The 17,919-nt window shown below is 71.4% G+C and carries 17 protein-coding genes; 8 read left to right on the top strand and 9 right to left on the bottom strand.

Features of this window, described 5'->3' with window-relative positions; genetic code table 11:
- Nucleotides 1-127 precede the first annotated feature (127 nt).
- Nucleotides 128-1,318, top strand: a complete 1,191-nt coding sequence (locus ACFHW1_RS07435) for an ROK family transcriptional regulator (RefSeq protein WP_416554454.1) — start codon at nt 128-130, stop codon at nt 1,316-1,318.
- 58 nt (nt 1,319-1,376) lie between these two features.
- Here the strand turns inward: ACFHW1_RS07435 and ACFHW1_RS07430 are convergent, their stop codons facing one another.
- Both ACFHW1_RS07430 and dnaG read right to left on the bottom strand, forming a co-directional pair.
- Nucleotides 1,377-1,901, bottom strand: coding sequence for a hypothetical protein (locus ACFHW1_RS07430; RefSeq protein ID WP_416568114.1), 525 nt, complete (start codon nt 1,899-1,901; stop codon nt 1,377-1,379).
- A gap of 2 nt (nt 1,902-1,903) precedes the next feature.
- The gene (gene dnaG, locus ACFHW1_RS07425; RefSeq protein WP_416554450.1) at nt 1,904-3,805 is read right to left on the bottom strand and encodes a DNA primase; all 1,902 of its coding nucleotides are present in this window, start codon (nt 3,803-3,805) and stop codon (nt 1,904-1,906) included.
- A gap of 285 nt (nt 3,806-4,090) precedes the next feature.
- Here dnaG and ACFHW1_RS07420 point away from each other — a divergent pair, with 285 nt between their 5' ends.
- Nucleotides 4,091-4,405: a hypothetical protein gene (locus ACFHW1_RS07420; protein WP_416554448.1), complete on the top strand. Its 315-nt coding sequence runs from the start codon at nt 4,091-4,093 to the stop codon at nt 4,403-4,405.
- Between the two features lie 6 nt (nt 4,406-4,411).
- Here the strand turns inward: ACFHW1_RS07420 and ACFHW1_RS07415 are convergent, their stop codons facing one another.
- Nucleotides 4,412-5,707 (bottom strand): deoxyguanosinetriphosphate triphosphohydrolase, encoded by a 1,296-nt coding sequence (locus ACFHW1_RS07415; RefSeq protein WP_416615121.1) that lies wholly within the window; start codon nt 5,705-5,707, stop codon nt 4,412-4,414.
- A gap of 620 nt (nt 5,708-6,327) precedes the next feature.
- A complete protein-coding gene (locus tag ACFHW1_RS07410) occupies nt 6,328-6,678 on the bottom strand; it encodes a VOC family protein (RefSeq protein ID WP_416554444.1) in 351 nt (116 codons plus the stop codon).
- Between the two features lie 460 nt (nt 6,679-7,138).
- Here ACFHW1_RS07410 and ACFHW1_RS07405 point away from each other — a divergent pair, with 460 nt between their 5' ends.
- Entirely contained in the window at nt 7,139-7,627 is a 489-nt protein-coding gene (locus tag ACFHW1_RS07405; protein ID WP_416554442.1) for a roadblock/LC7 domain-containing protein, read from the top strand.
- 85 nt (nt 7,628-7,712) lie between these two features.
- On the opposite strand, the gene ppdK is transcribed toward ACFHW1_RS07405, so the two are convergent.
- The 5 genes from ppdK to ACFHW1_RS07380 all read right to left on the bottom strand — a co-directional run bounded on the left by ppdK (nt 7,713) and on the right by ACFHW1_RS07380 (nt 14,470).
- On the bottom strand, nt 7,713-10,448 hold the full coding sequence (ppdK, locus tag ACFHW1_RS07400; protein ID WP_416554440.1) for a pyruvate, phosphate dikinase: 2,736 nt from the start codon (nt 10,446-10,448) through the stop codon (nt 7,713-7,715).
- Between the two features lie 241 nt (nt 10,449-10,689).
- Nucleotides 10,690-11,883: a tRNA dihydrouridine synthase DusB gene (gene dusB, locus ACFHW1_RS07395; protein ID WP_416554438.1), complete on the bottom strand. Its 1,194-nt coding sequence runs from the start codon at nt 11,881-11,883 to the stop codon at nt 10,690-10,692.
- A 56-nt stretch (nt 11,884-11,939) separates the two neighbouring features.
- Nucleotides 11,940-13,319: a glycine--tRNA ligase gene (locus tag ACFHW1_RS07390; RefSeq protein WP_416554436.1), complete on the bottom strand. Its 1,380-nt coding sequence runs from the start codon at nt 13,317-13,319 to the stop codon at nt 11,940-11,942.
- A gap of 70 nt (nt 13,320-13,389) precedes the next feature.
- Nucleotides 13,390-13,881 (bottom strand): hypothetical protein, encoded by a 492-nt coding sequence (locus tag ACFHW1_RS07385; RefSeq protein WP_416554572.1) that lies wholly within the window; start codon nt 13,879-13,881, stop codon nt 13,390-13,392.
- Nucleotides 13,882-14,128: 247 nt separating this feature from the next.
- Nucleotides 14,129-14,470, bottom strand: coding sequence for an antibiotic biosynthesis monooxygenase family protein (locus ACFHW1_RS07380; RefSeq protein ID WP_416554434.1), 342 nt, complete (start codon nt 14,468-14,470; stop codon nt 14,129-14,131).
- A 31-nt stretch (nt 14,471-14,501) separates the two neighbouring features.
- Here ACFHW1_RS07380 and ACFHW1_RS07375 point away from each other — a divergent pair, with 31 nt between their 5' ends.
- From ACFHW1_RS07375 to ACFHW1_RS07355, 5 genes are all read left to right on the top strand, one after another.
- Nucleotides 14,502-14,759: a DUF6703 family protein gene (locus ACFHW1_RS07375; protein WP_416615119.1), complete on the top strand. Its 258-nt coding sequence runs from the start codon at nt 14,502-14,504 to the stop codon at nt 14,757-14,759.
- A gap of 88 nt (nt 14,760-14,847) precedes the next feature.
- Nucleotides 14,848-15,846, top strand: coding sequence for a metal ABC transporter substrate-binding protein (locus tag ACFHW1_RS07370; protein WP_416615117.1), 999 nt, complete (start codon nt 14,848-14,850; stop codon nt 15,844-15,846).
- On the top strand, nt 15,843-16,604 hold the full coding sequence (locus tag ACFHW1_RS07365) for a metal ABC transporter ATP-binding protein (protein ID WP_416554428.1): 762 nt from the start codon (nt 15,843-15,845) through the stop codon (nt 16,602-16,604). Before ACFHW1_RS07370 ends, ACFHW1_RS07365 begins: the two co-directional genes overlap by 4 nt.
- Complete coding sequence (locus ACFHW1_RS07360; protein WP_416554426.1) at nt 16,601-17,518, top strand: metal ABC transporter permease; 918 nt, start codon at nt 16,601-16,603, stop codon at nt 17,516-17,518. Before ACFHW1_RS07365 ends, ACFHW1_RS07360 begins: the two co-directional genes overlap by 4 nt.
- An 84-nt stretch (nt 17,519-17,602) precedes the next feature.
- On the top strand, nt 17,603-17,896 hold the full coding sequence (locus tag ACFHW1_RS07355) for an ArsR/SmtB family transcription factor (RefSeq protein ID WP_370461550.1): 294 nt from the start codon (nt 17,603-17,605) through the stop codon (nt 17,894-17,896).
- Nucleotides 17,897-17,919 lie beyond the last annotated feature (23 nt).

Below are 17,919 nucleotides of genomic sequence, written 5' to 3'. Positions count from 1 at the left end.
CTATTCCTGGGTCAGCGGGCGAGTTCGTCACCTCGCCCGATCCCTGCCCACGCCGGTCCGCTCCGCCCGCGTGTCCACCGGCCCTCCACGTCGGACGACGCCACGTGCCGGACCCAGGTGAAGGACAATGACCAACGTGTTGGGAGTGTGGCCGGAGAACACGCATCAGGCGCAGATCCTGCGCCTGCTCCGAGACGGCCCGTGCTCGCGCGCCGAACTCGGCGACGCGGTCGGCCTCTCCAGGTCGAAGGTGGCCACCGAGCTCGACCGGATGATCGACCGGGGTCTGGTGGAGACCGCCGGTCCGGCCGCGTCCCGCGGCGGTCGTCCGTCGTCGATCGTCCGGATCGCCGCCGCCACCCGCTTCCTCAGCATCGACATCGGCGCGAGCACTCTGGACGTGGCGCTCACCGACGGCGAACTGCAGGTCGTGGCCCGGCTGGCCGAGCGCACCGAGCTGCGTAAGGGTCCGACAGCGGTGATCGCGCAGGCCCTCGAACTGGTCACCAAACTGGCCGCCGACTCGGGCACCACGCGGTTCACCGGCGCCGGCATCGGGGTGCCCGGTCCGGTCAGTTTCCACGAAGGCGTGCCGGTCTCGCCACCGTTCATGCCGGGTTGGCACCGCTTTCCGGTACGGGAGATGTTCAGCACCGAACTCGGCTGCCCGGTGCTGGTCGACAACGACGTCAACATCATGGCGCTCGGTGAGAAACACGCCGGCATCGCCCGTTCGTTCGACGACTTCCTGTTCGTCAAGATCGGCGCCGGGATCGGCGCCGGGATAGTGGTCGGCGGGTACGTCTACCGGGGGGCCAACGGTTGCGCCGGCGACATCGGCCACACCGCTGTCGACGAGAACGGGCCGCAATGCCTCTGCGGCAACGTCGGCTGCCTGGAGGCGTACTTCAGCGGTGCGGCGCTGACCCGCGACGCGGTCGCCGCCGCCCGAGCCGGGCGTTCCGACCAGCTCGCCGAACAACTCGCCCGGATCGGCACGCTCACCGCGCTGGACGTCACCCGGGCGGCCGCCGCCGGCGACCCGGTCGCGGTCGGCATGGTCCGCGACGGTGGACGACGCGTCGGTCAGGTGCTGGCCCGACTGGTGAGCTTCTTCAACCCAGGGATGGTGGTGATCGGCGGCGGGCTCGCCGGAATGGGTCACGCGTTACTGGCCGAGATCCGAGGCGTCGTCTACCGCAGCTCACTGCCGCTGGCCACCGGCGACATGCCGATCGTCCTGTCCGAGCTGGGTGACCAGACCGGTCTGATCGGCGCTACCCGGATGATCAGCGACCACGTCTTCACCGCCAGCTGAGCCGACCTGCCCGACCCCGGGCGCATCCGCCACCGGACGGCTCCACCACCGCGGCCGGTCACGGCTGCTGCTCGACCGACGCCCGGGCCGCGGCCACCAATTCGGCGGTACGCTCGGGCAGCCAGGCCGCGTCGGTGTCGACGCCGGCGTCGTAGCGCACCGTCCAGCTCAGGCCGTCGATGCCGGACACCCGCCGGCCCACCACCCGAGCCCCACCACCATCCAGCTGGTGGTGCATGCTGTAGCCGACCGACCGGGTCACCCTGGTCCGGACCTGATCCGGAACGTCTCCCGGGTCCGAGAGGTCGAACGAGATTGCCGGCCCGTCGGCGACCACGGTGTAACCGTCGTGCTCAGACACCGTCTCGGCCGGCGTGACGACCAGCGTCTCGCCCGACCAGACCGCCTTGTGCACCCGGTGCCAGCCGAGCCGGGTGGCCCGGCCCGGCAACCACAGGCCCCGGTTGGTGACGACCAGCGTGCCGGTCGCGGTCCCACTCCAGGCCAGCACCCGCTCGTCACGGTCCAGCGGCGGCCGCTGGTCGGCCGGCAGCCGCGCGCTACGCCGAAACAGACTCCACACCGTCACAACCCTCCCACGGCTTGTTCGCGCAACGCACGCGCATGCTGTTCCAGGGAGAACAGCTCTCCGGCCAGGGTCAGATACTCGTCCTGGTTGGTCACCGGATTGATCCGCTGCACCTTCGACTTCAGCTCCCTGATCCGGGTGGTGACCGCTCCCCACTGCAGGCGGGCCAGGGTCACCGAGACGTAGTACGGGTCCGCCTCCCGGTCGACGTGCAGCGGTTCGACTGCCAGCTCGGCGACCAACGCCCGGGCCGCGAGGTCGGCGCAGTTGTCCCGGACCCGCTCGATCCACACCGCTCCGGTGGTAGCGGCTGCGGCCCCGCCGGCCTGCGCCATCGCGTCCCGCAGCACGGCGTGTACCGGATGCTGGTAGACCTCCGCGCCGAGATTGTCGAACATCGGACCGGCGAGCACCGGCACCTGGAGCCCGAGCTTCAACGCCTCCCGTTCGACCAACGTCTGAGGATCGTCCGGCTCGTTGCGCGGCTTCGGCGCCGCCGGCTCAGGCACCGCCGCCCGGCCGCCAGCGGTCCGCTGCGGCCCGGCCGCCGCCGCAAGCACTGCCCGCTGCACCGGTTCGATTTCCATCCCGAGGTCGCCAGCGAGCTTGCGCACGTACTCCGGGCGTTTGTCCCGGTCCTTGAGCTTCGCCACCAGCGGCGCGGCCCGCCGCATCGCCTCCACCCGGCCATCGACGGTGTCCAGGTCGAACCGGCTCAGTACCTGCCGCAGCGCGAAGTCGACCAGCGGTTCCCGGCGCGCGACCAGGTCGCGCACCGCGAGGTCGCCCTTTGCCAGCCGCAGATCGCACGGATCCATGTTGTCCGGGCTGACCGCGATGAAGGTACGCCCGACGAAACGCTGATCCTCCTCGAACGCGCGCAGCGCCGCCTTCTGCCCGGCCGCGTCCCCGTCGAAGGTAAAGATGACCTCCCCGGCGACCGCCTCGGTGTCCATCAGCAGCCGGCGCAGTACGCCGATGTGGTCCGCGCCGAACGCGGTGCCGCAGGTGGCGACGGCGGTCGGCACCCCGGCCAGGTGGCAGGCCATCACGTCGGTGTAGCCCTCCACGATCACCGCCCTGCCCTGCCGGGCGATCTCCCGCTTCGCCTGGTCGATCCCGTACAGCACGTGAGACTTCTTGTAGATCGGGGTTTCCGGGGTGTTCAGGTACTTTGGTCCGTCGTCGTCGTCGAAGAGCTTACGCGCGCCGAAGCCGATGACGTCGCCACCGAGCTCCCGGATCGGCCACAGCAGGCGGCGCCGGAAGCGGTCGATCAACGAGCCGGACCGGGCCTGGCGGGCCAGCCCAGCGGTGATCAGCTCCTGGGCGGTGTAGCCCCGCTGGCGCAGATGCCGGGTCAACTCGTCCCACGCGTCCGGGGCGAACCCGCACGCGTACCGCTCGGCGGTCGCCCGGTCGAACCCACGGCGGGCGAGGAACTCGCGGGCCGGCCGGGCCGCCGGGTCGGTCAGCCGGTCGACGTAGAACTCGACCGCGGCGGCGTGTGCCGCGGTCAGTCGTTGCCGCTGACCGGTCTGCTGGCGGACCGGCGCGGGACCGGCCTCGATGTAGCGCAGCTGGATCCCGGCACGGGCAGCGAGCCGCTCCACCGACTCGACGAAGGTGAGATGCTCGGCCTCCATCAGGAAGGTGATCGCGTCCCCACCCTTGCCACAACCGTGACAGAAGTACACGTTCCGGCCAGGTGCCACGGTGAACGACGGCGTCTTCTCGTCGTGGAAGGGGCAGAGCCCCTTGAGGTTGCCGCCACCGGCCGACTTGAGTGTGACGCTCTCCGAGATGATGTCGGCGATCGACGTACGCTCCCGCACCAGCGAGATGTCCTCGTCCCGGATCCGACCAGCCATGCTCTGCCGCCCTCCTTCGAGGTACATCCTGCCCTGCCGCCACCATCACCGACGGTGCGGGTGCCGAGAGCCGGGAGCCGGCACCCCACCGGCCGCAGCGGACCCCCGAACCCCACCCTGACCAGGCAGGCTTCTGTCAATACGCACTTTCCACGCCTCGCCGAAGAACAGACCTTGTCCTCACCTGTAACCAGGGCAATACTGTCTGTGTCGTACCTAGTGAACCGTTCGCTGGCTTGTTTCTCTTTCTTCACGATTCACTGTGTCTCGTCTACATTGCCGGATCCCCAGCCCGAAGGAGGAGGCACCCCCATGCCCCAGCTGCTACCCGAGACCAGCGCCACCGACCACCTGGACGTGATCGCCCTCGACGAAGCGCCCCGACTGTGCGCCCTCTACCGCGGCCAGGACGCCGAGCTGGCGCCGGAGGACGAGCTTCCACACATCGCCGGCTGGGTGCTGGCCTGGCCGGACGGCTCGGCCCTGACCCTGCTCACCGAGGGCGACCAGCCACGGATCATCTCCGGATCGCTGTCGAACGTCGAGACCTGGTGGTCGGCGCTGCTCGCCGCAGACCTGGTCGCGGTCCGCCCGCCGGCCGAGGGCCGAGTGAGCCACCGGCCGTGAACCGGATCAGACGCGGGTCGGACCCGGCCGCCCCGCCGGCCGGGTCAGCCGCCGGTGCCAGGAGATCGCCGCCAGATCGGTGAGTGACGCGACCTGGTCGATGATCACTCGGGCCCGGGCCCGGTCCTCCGACGCGTCCGACCACAATGGGAGAAATACCGGGTCCAGACCGGCCGGGGCGTACGCGGTCAACGCCTCGACGAGTTCGGCGAGGATTTCCCGCTGCCGCAGGTAGCCGGCGGCGGCACCCGGCCGACGCATCACGTAGCGCAACGTCAGCCCCTTCAACAGCGCGCACCGGGCGCGCACCACCCGCGGCACGACCAGATCGGCCGCGTACCGCCGCACCGGCTGCCCACCGGAACACTCCCGGGTGGCCGACACCGCGGCGGCGACGAACGCCCCGGTGAGCATGCTGGTCGTACCCTTCAGCGCTGCCTGGGCCGGGTGGCTGCCGTCGTAGCCCGCCAGCAGCCGCAGCTCCGGCCGGGCCAGCAACTCGGCCAGGATGCCGGTCAATTCGTCGGCGGACTCGGTGGAGTACATTGCGGCGACGTCGGCCGCCAGCGCAGCCTGTTCGTCGGGGTCCGCGATCAGCCGACCGAGGTCGATGTAGCCGCCATGGATACCGTCCTCCAGGTCGTGCACCGAGTACGCGACGTCGTCGGCCCAGTCCATCACCTGCGCTTCCAGGCAGCGCCGCCGGCCGTCGGGCGCGCCGTCGCGCAGCCAGGCGAACACCGGCTGGTCGTCGGCGTACACCCCGAACTTGCGCTCGCCGGGCCGGCGTGGCCAGGGGTACTTGCAGGTAGCGTCGAGCGAGGCCCGGGTGAGGTTGAGCCCGACGGAATCGCCGGACGGACCGATCACCTTTGCTTCCAGGCGGGTGAGCACCCGCAGCGTCTGCGCGTTGCCTTCGAAGCCGCCGTAGCCGGCGGACACCTCGTCCAGTGCCCGCTCACCGTTGTGCCCGAAGGGCGGGTGTCCGAGGTCGTGGGCCAGGCCCGCGACGTCCACCACGTCCGGGTCACAGCCGAGCCGGGCACCCATCTCGCGGGCGATCTGCGCGACCTCCAGCGAATGGGTCAACCGGGTCCGGGGTACGCCGTCCGCGCCGCTCGGATCCGCCAGATGCACCTGGGTCTTGGCCGCCAGCCGCCGGAACCCGGCCGAGTGCAGCACCCGGGCCCGGTCCCGCTCGTACGGGCTGCGCCCGTAGCCGGTGTCCTTGGCCGGCTCCGGCACCAGACGGTGCACGTCGGCGGCGCGACCAACCGCCGGGCCGTCCGGAGAGGGACTCACCTTCAGCAGCCTAACCGCCCTGGCGGCGCGGCGAACCGGCAACCCGACCGGCCCGTCGGGGGCGGCGAACCGAACCCCTCGTGCGGCGGCGCCGTCACCCGACCGGGTAACGATTTCGGGGTGGTTTCCGGTTTGTGTCGTGATGTTGACGTCGGCCCTGCGGGACCGCACCGACCAGCCCACAATCGGGGCGTGGCTGACCAGGGGTGGACCCGTACCAGCCGGCTCGTACACATCTGCGATGTCGCCGAACCGATGCGGTACGCCGTCGAGGAGCACTGCGCCGGCCAGCTCATGGGAGAGCTGGCCGGCGCCAGCGCCTGCTGTCTGACCAGTTCGACCGGCCCGACCGGATCGGCGCGACCACCGCGCCGTCATCATCGGGTCGACATCCTGCTCGGGCGGCACCTGGTCACTGCCGGGGACGATCCGCCGCACCGCTACGCCCGGTCGGCACGACTGGCCACGCTGGCGCTGGCCCTGCCGGCGGCGGACGGCATCCTGGTCACCGCCCGCTGGCAGACCCACGGCCGGCCCGAGTCCTGCTGGCTGGGGTTCGGCGACGGGCCGGACGGCCGGACGTTCCTGCTGCTGTTGCGGGCCGCGGTGGGGCGGGCCACTCAGCCACGTCCGCTGAGCACGCAGAACTCGTTGCCCTCCGGATCCGCCAGCACCATCCAGGTGACGTCGCCCTGGTCGATGTCGACCCGGCGGGCACCCATGTCGACCAGCCGCTCGACTTCTGCTGCCTGATCCGTCGGGCGCAGGTCGATGTGCAGCCGGTTCTTCAACTGTTTGCTCTCTGGCACCGGAACGAAGATCAGCCCGGGCAGTTGGTCCGGCGCGCGCCGGATCTCCACCTCGTCCGACGCCTCGTGCACAATCTGGTAGCCGAGCGCCTGCGCCCACCATCTGGCTAGCCGGGCCGGGTCGTGGGCGTCGACCACCAGGTTCTCCCACTGACTTGCCACCGGCCACCTCCTGAGGTCGTACGGACCCGGTTCCAGGCCTACCGTACGGCGACGACCACCGACCCGGCAGGGTGACGGGCCAAACACCCGAAGTCAGTTTGATGATCGTTCGCAATAGCCAATCAGTTATCAGTTGCTGTCCGATTGCCGATGGTTACGGGTCCACAAAGAAACATCGCCTGCGGTAACGTGCCAGGAGCACATCGTCACTGCCGCCTCGACCGGACGATTGGACAACCCGCTGGTGTCGATCATCGACCGACCGAGGCCCGCCGGCACCCCACCCGGCCCGGTGGCGGAACCCTGCGCCCACTGTCGCGCGGCGCGCAACGTCGCCGACGCCGCGCCGACCGCGGCCGCCCTCCCCGTCCGGCCACCACCCGCCGGTACGCCTGCGGCAGGTCGGTCGGGACGAGGTCGGCGACCAGCCAACCGGACGATCGAGTGAAGGAGACCGCCGGTGGACACTGACACCGCTATCGTTACCGAGCTGAACGGGCTACGCCACTGGGTGCCCGATGTGACCGGGTCCGTACTGACCGGGGTGGACGGCCTGCTGATCACCCACGACCTCGCCAGCACCGAAGCGGAGAGCATCGCCGCGCTGGCCGCCGCCAGCGTCGGCCTGGGGCGGCGGTTCGCGATGACCGCCGGCCACGGTGACCTGCGGGAGACCGTCATCCACGGCAACCGTGGCCAGGTCGCCCTCTACCCGGTGGGCGACCGGGCGCTGCTCGCCGTGCTCGCCGGACCGGGCACCGATCCGGGCCTGCTGCACGCCCATGGCCGTCGGGCCGCCCGGTCGATCGGCGAACTGCTGCGGAGCAGGCCGGCCGGCAACGTCGCGGCACCGGTGCCGGGCCTGCTGGACAACCACGCGCCGCTGGCGGTCCGCACCCCGATGGCGACCCTGCCGTACAACCCGGCGCTACCTCGCCGCCGGTTCTGACCAACGCCGGCCGGCGGGAACCGAGGCGGCGGCCGGGCACCCTCCTGCCCCCCAGGGTGCCCGGCCGTTCTTCGTCAGCGGCCGGTCAGCGGCTGTCCGAGCCGGTCGACTCGACCGTTGCCCGGCCGGCCTCCAGCCGGGCGACCGGCACCCGGAACGGCGAGCAGGACACGTAGTCCAGGCCCGCCTCGTGGAAGAAGTGCACTGAGTCGGGGTCGCCGCCGTGCTCGCCGCAGACCCCGATCTTCAGACCGGGCCGGGCGGCGCGGCCCTCCTCGACGGCGATCCGCACCAGCCGGCCCACGCCGTCCCGGTCGATCGACTCGAACGGCGAGATGCCGAAGATGCCAAGCTCCAGGTAACGCCAGAAGAACGCGCCCTCCACGTCGTCACGGGAAAATCCCCAGCCCATCTGGGTCAGGTCGTTGGTGCCGAAGGAGAAGAACTGCGCCGATCCGGCGAGCTGACCGGCGGTCAACGCGGCCCGGGGCACCTCGATCATGGTGCCGATCAGGATCTCGACTGACCGGTCGCCGAGCACCTCGGCGATGATCCGGTCGGCTTCCGCGCGTACCGTCTCCAGTTCCTGGACCGCACCGACCAGCGGGACCATGATCTCCGGGCGCGGATCGCGCCCGGCGGCGGCCAACTCGACGGCAGCCTCGGTGATCGCCCGCACCTGCATCGCGAACAACCCAGGGATGACCAGGCCGAGCCGCACACCGCGCAGGCCGAGCATCGGGTTCTGCTCGTGCATCCGGCGCACCGCGGCGAGCAACGCCGTGTCGCGGCCGGCGTCCTGACCCCGGGCCTGCGCCAGGGCGACCGAGACGGCCAACTCCTCAAGCGACGGCAGGAACTCGTGCAGCGGCGGGTCGATCAGCCGTACGGTGACCGGCAGGCCGTCCATCTCCTGGAAGATCTCCCGGAAGTCGGCCCGCTGCAGGGGCAGCAGTTCGGCCAGCGCGGCCGCACGCTCCGCCTCGTCACGGGCCAGGATCAGCCGCTCCACCAGTTCCCGGCGGTCGCCGAGGAACATGTGCTCGGTGCGGCACAGCCCGATCCCCTCGGCGCCGAACCGCCGGGCCCGCGCGGCGTCTGCGCCGGTGTCGGCGTTCGTACGCACCGCCAGCCGCCGCCGGTCGTCGGCGTGGGACAGGATCCGGTGTACGGCGAGCACCAGCGGGTTGGTGGAGCTCGCCGGGTCGACGGCGCCTTCGAAGTACTGCACCACCTCGGATGGTCGCACCGGCACCGCACCGAGGTACAGGCAGCCGCTGGTGCCGTCGATCGACACCACGTCACCTTCGGTGACGGTGAGATCGGCGACCATGAACCGCCCGGCCCTGGCGTCGATGTCGAGGGCGTCGGCCCCGCACAGGCAGGTCTTGCCCATCCCCCGGGCCACCACGGCGGCGTGGCTGGTCTTGCCGCCCCGGCTGGTCAGGATGCCCTGCGCGGCGATCATGCCGGGCAGGTCGTCGGGGTTGGTCTCCCGCCGGACCAGGATCACCTGCTCTCCCTGCCTGGCCAGCTCGACCGCCCGCGCCGAGTCGAAGACGACCCTGCCGACCGCGGCACCCGGCGAGGCACCCACCCCGGTGGCGATCGGCGGCGGCGCGTCGGACAGGTCGAAGCAGGGGAACATCAGCTGCGCCAGCTGTGCCCCGCTGACCCGGTGCAGCGCCTCGTCCAGATCGATGATCCCCTCGTCGACCAACTGGCTGGCGATGATGAACGCGGCGGCGGCGGTCCGCTTGCCGACCCGGGTCTGCAGCATCCACAGCTTGCCGCGTTCGATGGTGAACTCGATGTCGCACAGGTCCCGGTAGTGGTTCTCCAGCCGGGCCATGATGGCCAGCAGCTCGTCGTATGAACGGGGGTCGAGCCGGGCCAGCTCCTGCAGCGGCAGCGTGTTACGGATCCCGGCGACCACGTCCTCGCCCTGCGCGTTGGCCAGGTAGTCGCCGTAAACCCCCTGGTCACCGCTGGCCGGGTCGCGGGTGAAGGCGACGCCGGTGCCGGAATCCGGCCCCAGGTTGCCGAAGACCATCGCCACCACGTTGACCGCGGTGCCGAGTTCGGCGGGGATCCGCTCCTGACGCCGGTAGATCACCGCCCGTTCGGCGTTCCACGAGTCGAAGACCGCCCGGATCGCCAGGTCGAGCTGCTCGCGGGGGTCCTGCGGGAAGTCCCGGCCGGTGTGCGCGAAGAAGATCTTTTGGTACGCCCGGACCAGTCCGCGCAGCGCGTCGGCGTCCAGCGCGAGATCGTCGTCGGAGCCGGCGGCCCGCTTGGTTGCCTCCAGCGCCTGGTCGAACTCCTCCCCCGGCACCCCGCAGACCGTCCGGCCGAACATCTGGACCAGCCGACGGTAGGAGTCCCAGGCGAATCGTTCGTCACCGCCGGCCTGGGCGGCGAGCCCCGCCACGCACTCGTCGTTGAGGCCCACGTTGAGCACCGTCTCCATCATTCCCGGCATGGAGAACCTGGCCCCGGAGCGGACCGAGACCAGCAGCGGGTCGGCGGGGTCACCGAGCCGTTTACCCCGCTGGCGCTCCAGCCGGGCCAGGGCGGCGGCGATCTGGTCGGGCAGATCCGGCGGTACCGCGCCGGTCGTCAGGTAGGCCCGGCACGCCTCGGTGGTGATGGTGAAGCCGGGTGGGACCGGCAGGCCGAGATTGGTCATCTCGGCCAGGTTCGCGCCCTTGCCGCCGAGCAGATCCCGCTGGGAGCGGTTCCCCTCGGTGAAGTCGTAGACGTACCTGTGGTGATCGGTTGTCTGCCGGGACGGGTCGCCCGGTCCGCCGGATTCCGCCATTGTTGGCCTCCCATGTGCCGTTCGGCGCTGAACGATGGTTCACCAATGGCCATTGGTTGGCGCAGGTTAAGCGACCGGGGAGGCCAGCCGACAGTAGTGGGTGACCAGCCGCACAGGAAACGACACAGGCGGCGATCGGATACCCGTTCTGGGAGCGCTTCCGTGCGCAGTTCTGCGCATTCACCGGTGAGCTGGATCACGCCGGTCGACCGGTGTGAGGTACGGGATCCGCCAGCGGATCTCAGCCGCCGGAATCGGCGGTCTCCGCCCCGACCGGGACGGAATCGTCGTCCCGGCTGGCCAGCCATCCGCACGGAAGGAAGACCTTGCCCGGCGAGTTCGTCCGGCCCCGCGGCTGGCCCAACGTGTGCCGGGGGAACGGCTCGGCCGGGTCGAGCTTGGACAGCAGCGCGTCGAGCTCCGCCAGGCTGGACACCATGGCGAGGGCCCGGCGCAGCTCACCGCCGACCGGAAAGCCCTTCAGATACCAGGCCACGTGTTTACGGAAGTCGGTGCAGCCGTCCCGCTCGGCGTCGGCACGCCCGTCCCGTCCGGTGCCGAACCAGTCGACCAGCAGCTCGGCGTGCCGGCGCATGGTGGCGGCGACCGCGCCCAGGGTCGGCAACGTCCGCCCGGACCCGCCCTCGAACGCCGCCGACAGGTCGGCGAACAGCCACGGCCGGCCCAGACAGCCCCGGCCGACGACGACCCCGTCGGCGGCGGTGTGCGCCACCATCCGCACCGCGTCATCGGCCTCCCAGATGTCACCGTTGCCGAGCACCGGCACGCTCAGGGTCTGCTTGAGCCGGCCGATCGCGTCCCAGTCAGCGGTGCCCGAGTACCGCTGGGCGGCGGTACGGGCGTGCAGCGCCACCGCCGCGACCCCCGCCTCCTGGGCGGCCAGCCCGGCGTCCAGGTACGTAAGGTGATCGTCGTCGATGCCCTTGCGCATCTTCACCGTCACCGGTACTCCGGCGGGCGCGGCCGCCCGGACCGCGCCGGCGACGATCCGGCTGAACAGCCGGTGCCGCCACGGCAACGCCGCACCACCGCCCTTGCGGGTGACCTTGGGCACCGGGCAGCCGAAGTTCAGGTCGATGTGATCGGCCAGGTCACGTTCCACCACGATCCGCACGGCGGCTGCGGTGACCTGCGGATCGACCCCGTACAGCTGCAGGCTCCGGGGCCGTTCGGACGGCGCGAACGCGATCATCCGCAGCGTCTTCGGGTTGCGCTCGACCAACGCCTGCGTGGTGATCATCTCGCAGACGTACAGCCCGCCGCCCTGCTCGCGGCACAACCGGCGGAAGGCGACATTGGTGATCCCGGCCATCGGCGCCAGGACCACCGGTGGCCACACCTGGTGACGGCCGAGCGGCAGCGGCGGGAGGACCGGCGCGGACCCGCCGGCCGGCCGGGACACGGTGACAGACACGCCGTCCAGGATTCCACGGGCCCACCCGGCACCGGGCCCGGGCCCGGGCCCGGTGGTCAGCCGGTCGGCAACCGCTCCAGCAGGTACCGCTCGACCTGGTCCAGCGACACCCGCTGCTGCGCCATGGTGTCCCGGTCCCGCACGGTCACCGCGTCGTCGGTCAGCGTCTCGAAGTCGACCGTGACGCAGTACGGCGTACCGATCTCGTCCTGCCGCCGGTAGCGGCGACCGATGGCCTGCGAATCGTCGAACTCGACCATCCAGCGGCGGCGCAGCGCGGCGCCAAGGTCACGTGCCTTCGGCGAGAGGTCGGCGTTGCGCGACAGCGGCAGCACCGCGACCTTGACCGGGGCGATCCGCGGGTCGAGACGGAGTACGGTCCGCTTGTCGACGCCGCCCTTGGTGTTCGGTGCCTCGTCCTCGTCGTACGCCGCCAGCAGCAGAGCGAAGACCGTCGCGGTGAGGTCCGCCGCCGGCTCGATCGCGTACGGCACCCACCGCTCGCCCCGGTCCTGGTCGAAATAGGAAAGGTCGGCACCGGAATGCTTGGCATGCGCGGTCAGATCGTAGTCGGCACGGTTCGTGATCCCTTCCAGCACCACGAATTCCTGATAGGCGCCACCGAGCCGGAATTCGATCTCGACGATCCGCTTGGCGTGCTGCGGCAGGCCGGCGAGGGGCACCTCGGTACGGCGCAACTGCTGTGGCGCGAGACCCAGGTCGACGTACCAGTCCCACCGCTGCTGCGCCCAGTACCCCAGCCAGTCGTCGTCGCTTCCGGGCTCGACGAAGTACTCCAGCTCCATCCGCTCCCGCTCGTGGCTGCGCAGCAGGAACTCGCCGGGACCGACGACGTTGCGGAAGATCCGGCCGACCTGGGCGATGCCGAACGGCGGCTTCTTGCGGGCGGCGATCATTACGTTGGCGAAGTTCACGAAGGTGCCCGGTGCCGCCTCCGGCCGCAGGTAGTACCGGTCCGGTGGTGGCCCCGGACGGTCCGGTGAGACCTCGAGCAGCCCGCTGACCTGCTGCGGGTCGGTGAGGCTGCCCCGGCTGCCGCAGCTCGGACAGGCGAGCTCGGCGAGTGCGGCAGCCGGCTGTTCCCGGCGTACGGTGAACGCCTCGACGATCCGGTCCAGCGGTTGGGTGAGGTCGCAGGCCCGGCACCGGACCCGGGTCTGGGTGTAGGTGTCGAGCAGGCCGGACGCGGTGAACACCGGCCTCGCCTGGATGACCGCCGCGTCGAGGCCGACGACATCGTCGCGGTGCTGCACCACCGTGCGCCACCACTGCCGGCGGACATGCTCCTTGAGCTCCACACCGAGTGGCCCGTAGTCCCAGGCGACCGGCTGGCCACCGTAGACCTCACCAGACGGGAACGCGAAACCACGCCGGTGGGCGAGACTGGCCACGGCGTCGATGCGGTCGGCTGGCATGCGCTGCTCCTACACCGGCTGGCGGCCGGCGGGGATGTGCGGACGGGCTGATCTGGCAGATGTTCGGAGGCTACCCCTCGACGCCGCAGACCTCTAGCTCACCGGTGCCGGTGTCCTGGTTGAGCGACACTCGCAGGGTGTCGCCGCCGCCTCGGGCGTAGTCGACCTCCACCGGTACGACGATCCGGCTGGTGACCGAGACCTGACCGACCTCGTAGCCGGTGATCTCCGGCTCCGTGGCGAGTCGTCGGGCGAATTCACTGGCCGACTCGCGGCGCTGCGCCTCGGCGCAGAGCATGGCGTACGCAGCGTCGAAGTCCTGCTGGCTCACCGCCTCGAAGTAGTCGCCGACCGCGATCCGGGCCTGTTCGTCGATCGCTTCGGCGCCAGTGACGATGAGTCCGACCAACGCGACGGTGCCACCGCCACAGCACAGCAGCAGCGCGAGCGCCGCGACGCCCAGCCCGATCCAGACCCGCGCGGTACGGCCTTCGGCCGGCGGAGCGGCGAACGGCGGCGCGACTCCTGGACCAGCCGGCACCGGGTAGGTCGGACCGGGCACCGGAGTCACCGGGTTGGCAGCCGAGGTCACCGGGCCGGGCACCGGGGTTGCCGAGCCGGCAGCCGGCGTGTCGTCCGGTGCGGCCTCAGACTGTCCGGTCGCAGCAGGCTGCGGCGGCGGCTGGCGGTCCGGCGGCGCCCACGGCGAGGGTGCCTGCCACGGGGACGCCTCGTCGGGCACGGCGGACGGCGGGCGCGGCTGCGCCGGTCCGGGATCGGTCATGAGGCAAAGGGTAGTGCCCGCCGGCTCACCGTCCCGGCTCCGCCGCCCGGTCACTGCTGTGGGCTGCGGGTTCTTCTCCAGGCCCGGCGGTGACCAGCTCCTCGTACGCGGACGGCTCGTCGAGCGATTCGGCGAGCAGCGGCGTCGCGTCCACCTTCACCTCGAAGGAGCCGAGCGCCCGCCGGTAGGTGCCCACCGACTCCCATTCGGTGACCAGGCACCAGCGGTGCGGGTCCTCCAGCGCCCGGGTCAGTGCGCCGCGCCGGTACCCCGGGCGACCGGCCAGGGCCCGCAGCGCGGCCCGGGCGCGATCGACGAAGCCGGGCGTGTCCGCCTCCGGCACGGTGAACCGGTTGACCACCAGCACGTCGCGTCCCCTCCTGACTAGAGTCGGTCGGATGCAGCCTACGCAACCGTCGCCGCCGGTGTGCCCCGGGCGGATCAGCCCGACCGGGGCGTTCCTCGCCGCCCTGGTGCTCGTCCTGGTCGGGCTCTTCGCGCCGGGCGTCGTCGGCGCGACAGCGCTGCTGGTGCTGGCCGCCGGGCTGGTCTGGTTGCTGCGTCGCAGCTGGCCGGCGGTGCCGGCGGCCGGGCGCATGTTTCGCCTGGTAGCGCTCACCCTGCTGGTGGCGGTCGCCCTCGCCAAGGTGTTCTAGCCGGTTCAGCCCGATCGCCGCAGGCTGCAGCGAATCATGCAACCATGCGTTTTTGACAATCATTATCGTCGCCACGGACAGTTGCCTGATGCACAGCCACCTCTTCCGCCGTACCGTCGCCACCACCGCAGGTGCCCTGCTGGCCCTGGGCGGCACCGCCGCCTGTGCCCAGGACGGCGGCGACGGGTCCGCCGACGACACCACGGTCGACGTGGTCGCCGCCTTCTACCCCTTGCAGTTCCTGGCCGAACGGATCGGCGGCGACGCCGTCACGGTGACCGGTCTCGCGCCCCCCGGAGCGGAGCCGCACGACCTGGAGCTCAGCCCTCGGCAGGTCGGCGAGGTCAGCGACGCCGACCTGGTCGTCTACCTGAGTGGCTTTCAGCCCGCCGTCGATGACGCGGTGGAGCAGGAGGCTGGCGACCACGCCTTCGATGTGGTGGAGGTCGAGCCGCTGCTGGACGCCACGGACGGTGGGCACAGCCACGACCACGCCGACGAAGACGAGCACTCCGACGAAGACGAGCACGCCGAGAATGAGGCGGACGACCACGCCGACGAGACCGGCGCGAAGGACCCGCACCTGTGGCTGGACCCCACCCGGTTCGCCACCGTCGGTGACGCGCTGGCCGAGCGTCTCGCCGCCGTCGACCCGGACCACGCCGCCGACTTCACCGCCCGCGCCGCCGCGCTGCGCACCGAGTTGGAAACCCTGGACGCCGAGTACACCGAGCGGCTGGCCGACTGCGAGCGCCGGGAAATCATCACCAGCCACGCCGCCTTCGGCTACCTGACCGTCCGCTACCAGCTCGACCAGATCGCAATCACCGGGTTGAGCCCGGAGGACGAGCCGACCCCGCAGCGCCTCGCAGAGGTGATCGAGGAGGCCCGGGAGCACCAGGCGACGACGATCTTCTTCGAGACCCTGGTCAGCCCGAGCGTCGCCGAGACCATCGCTGACGAGACCGGCGCCGAGACTGCGGTGCTCGATCCGATCGAGGGACTGCAGCCGGACGCCGACGGGGACTATTTTTCGGTGATGCACGACAATCTGAACAATCTGACCGACGCCCTGGGGTGTTCGTGACCACCAGCGTCGTCCAGGTATCGCGCGGAGCGGTCGGCTACGACAACCGCACCGTACTTCGCTCCGTCGACCTCACCGTGACCAGCGGTGAGGTCGTCGCGCTGCTGGGCGCCAACGGCTCCGGCAAGTCGACCCTGATCCGCGCCGCGCTCGGGCTGGTGCCGCTGCGCGGCGGCTCGGTGCACCTGTTCGGGGTGCCGGCCGGACGGTTCCGGCAGTGGCACCGGATCGGCTACGTCCCACAACGGCTCGGTGCCGGCAGCGGCGTACCGGCCACCGTGGGCGAGGTGGTCGCCTCCGGCCGACTGGCCCGCCGCGGCGTACTGCGGCCGCCCGGCGCCGCCGACCGCACCGCTGTCGCCGCGGCGCTGACCGCCGTCGGCCTCGCCGACCGGTCCCGGGATCCGGTGGCCACGCTCTCCGGCGGGCAGCAGCAACGCACGCTGATCGCCCGCGCGCTGGCCGGCGAACCGGAGCTGCTGGTGCTCGACGAACCCACCGCCGGGGTCGACGCGGCCAGCCAGGAGGCGTTCGCCCGGGCGCTCGGCGCGTTCGTGGCCGGCAACGGTACGGTGCTCCTCGTCGCCCACGAGCTCGGTCCGCTGCAACCGCTGATCGACCGGGCCGTGGTGCTGCACCACGGCGAGGTGGTGCACGACGGCCCGGTGCCCGCGCCGGCCGGCCACCACGCGGACCCGGGACACGACCACGTCCATCCGCATGCTTCGGTGGAACCGTCCCGGATGTGGAGCGCATGAGCATCTTCCAGTACGAGTTCATGATCCGGGCACTGATCGGGGCCCTGGTCATCGGCCTGGCCGCCCCGGCCCTCGGCATCTACCTGGTGCAGCGTCGGATGTCGTTGATCGGCGACGGCGTCGGCCACGTGGCGCTGACCGGCGTCGGCGTCGGTCTGCTGCTGGACCGGTCCCCGGTGCTCACCGCCGTGATCGCTGCCGCGGTCGGGGCGGTCGCCATCGAGCTGCTGCGCGAACGCGGGCGTACCTCCGGTGACATGGCGCTGGCGCTGCTCTTCTACGGCGGCATCGCCGGTGGGGTGATGCTGGTCGGGCTGGCCGGCGACCGCAGCAACGCCAACCTGATGGCGTACCTCTTCGGCTCGCTCACCACCGCCTCCGTCGAGGACCTGTGGGTGATCGTGGTGCTCGCCGCGGTCGTGCTGACCGCGATGTTGCTGCTGCGGCCGGCGCTGTTCGCCATCTGCCACGACGAGGAGTACGCCCGGGTCTCCGGCCTGCCGGTGCGCACCCTCAACCTGCTGATCGCGGTGACCACCGCGGTGACCGTCACCATCGCCATGCGGGCGGTCGGCCTGCTGCTGGTCAGCGCGCTGATGGTGGTCCCGGTGGCGACCGCCCAGCAGATCACTCGGGGCTTCCGCAGCACCATGGCGATGGCGATGATCATCGGTACGGCCTCCGCCGGCTGCGGGGTGTGGCTGGCCGGCACCGCCGACACCGCGATGGGCGCGACCATCGTGATCCTGGCGATCGCTGCCTTCGCGGCCACCGCCGTCGGCGCCGGGACGTGGCGGCGGCTGCGCCGCCGGGCCGGCACGCTGGCCGTCCACCGCCGGCAGCCCCGCGAGGTCGAACCGCCCGAGGTGGTCCTGGACTGTCCCGCCGAGATGGTCCCGGATCGTCCCGTCTGACCTGGTACAGACCCGGCGACGAGCACCGCTGAGCCGCCTGCCTGCCGATCCGGCTCCGGTATTGGTTACCGTTGCGGGGTGACGATGGCCAACGGCTACGACGGGTACGAGAGCGCCAGCGAGTTGCTGCGCGCACTCTCTGCTCCGCTGCGGGTGGCCATCGTGACCGAGCTCGCCCAGGGTGAGCGATGTGTCCACGAACTCGTGCAGAAGCTCGGCGCGCCGCAGCCGCTGGTGTCCCAGCATCTGCGGGTGCTGCGGGGCGCGGGCGTGGTGCACGGCTCCCGGCGTGGCCGGGAGATCGCTTACGCGCTGGTCGACGAACACGTCGCGCACATCGTAGCGGACGCTGTCAGTCATGCCCGGGAGGTCCGGTGAGCAGCCGCCGGCACTGGCCCGGG

It is taken from the genome of Micromonospora sp. LOL_014 (assembly GCF_048060245.1).
In the GTDB taxonomy this organism is placed as follows: Bacteria; Actinomycetota; Actinomycetes; order Mycobacteriales; family Micromonosporaceae; genus Micromonospora_E.
Note: the sequence above shows the minus strand (reverse complement) of the source record. Positions and strands in the feature narration are given on the sequence as shown.

Excerpts from the sequence above, each read along its gene's own strand:
- ACFHW1_RS07435 (WP_416554454.1), top strand. The coding sequence starts at position 128 with ATGACCAACGTGTTGGGAGTGTGGCCGGAGAACACGCATCAGGCGCAG.
- dnaG (WP_416554450.1), bottom strand. The coding sequence starts at position 3,805 with ATGTACCTCGAAGGAGGGCGGCAGAGCATGGCTGGTCGGATCCGGGAC.
- ACFHW1_RS07420 (WP_416554448.1), top strand. The coding sequence starts at position 4,091 with ATGCCCCAGCTGCTACCCGAGACCAGCGCCACCGACCACCTGGACGTG.
- ppdK (WP_416554440.1), bottom strand. The coding sequence starts at position 10,448 with ATGGCGGAATCCGGCGGACCGGGCGACCCGTCCCGGCAGACAACCGAT.
- ACFHW1_RS07390 (WP_416554436.1), bottom strand. The coding sequence starts at position 13,319 with ATGCCAGCCGACCGCATCGACGCCGTGGCCAGTCTCGCCCACCGGCGT.
- ACFHW1_RS07375 (WP_416615119.1), top strand. The coding sequence starts at position 14,502 with ATGCAGCCTACGCAACCGTCGCCGCCGGTGTGCCCCGGGCGGATCAGC.
- ACFHW1_RS07370 (WP_416615117.1), top strand. The coding sequence starts at position 14,848 with ATGCACAGCCACCTCTTCCGCCGTACCGTCGCCACCACCGCAGGTGCC.
- ACFHW1_RS07360 (WP_416554426.1), top strand. The coding sequence starts at position 16,601 with ATGAGCATCTTCCAGTACGAGTTCATGATCCGGGCACTGATCGGGGCC.
- ACFHW1_RS07355 (WP_370461550.1), top strand. The coding sequence starts at position 17,603 with ATGGCCAACGGCTACGACGGGTACGAGAGCGCCAGCGAGTTGCTGCGC.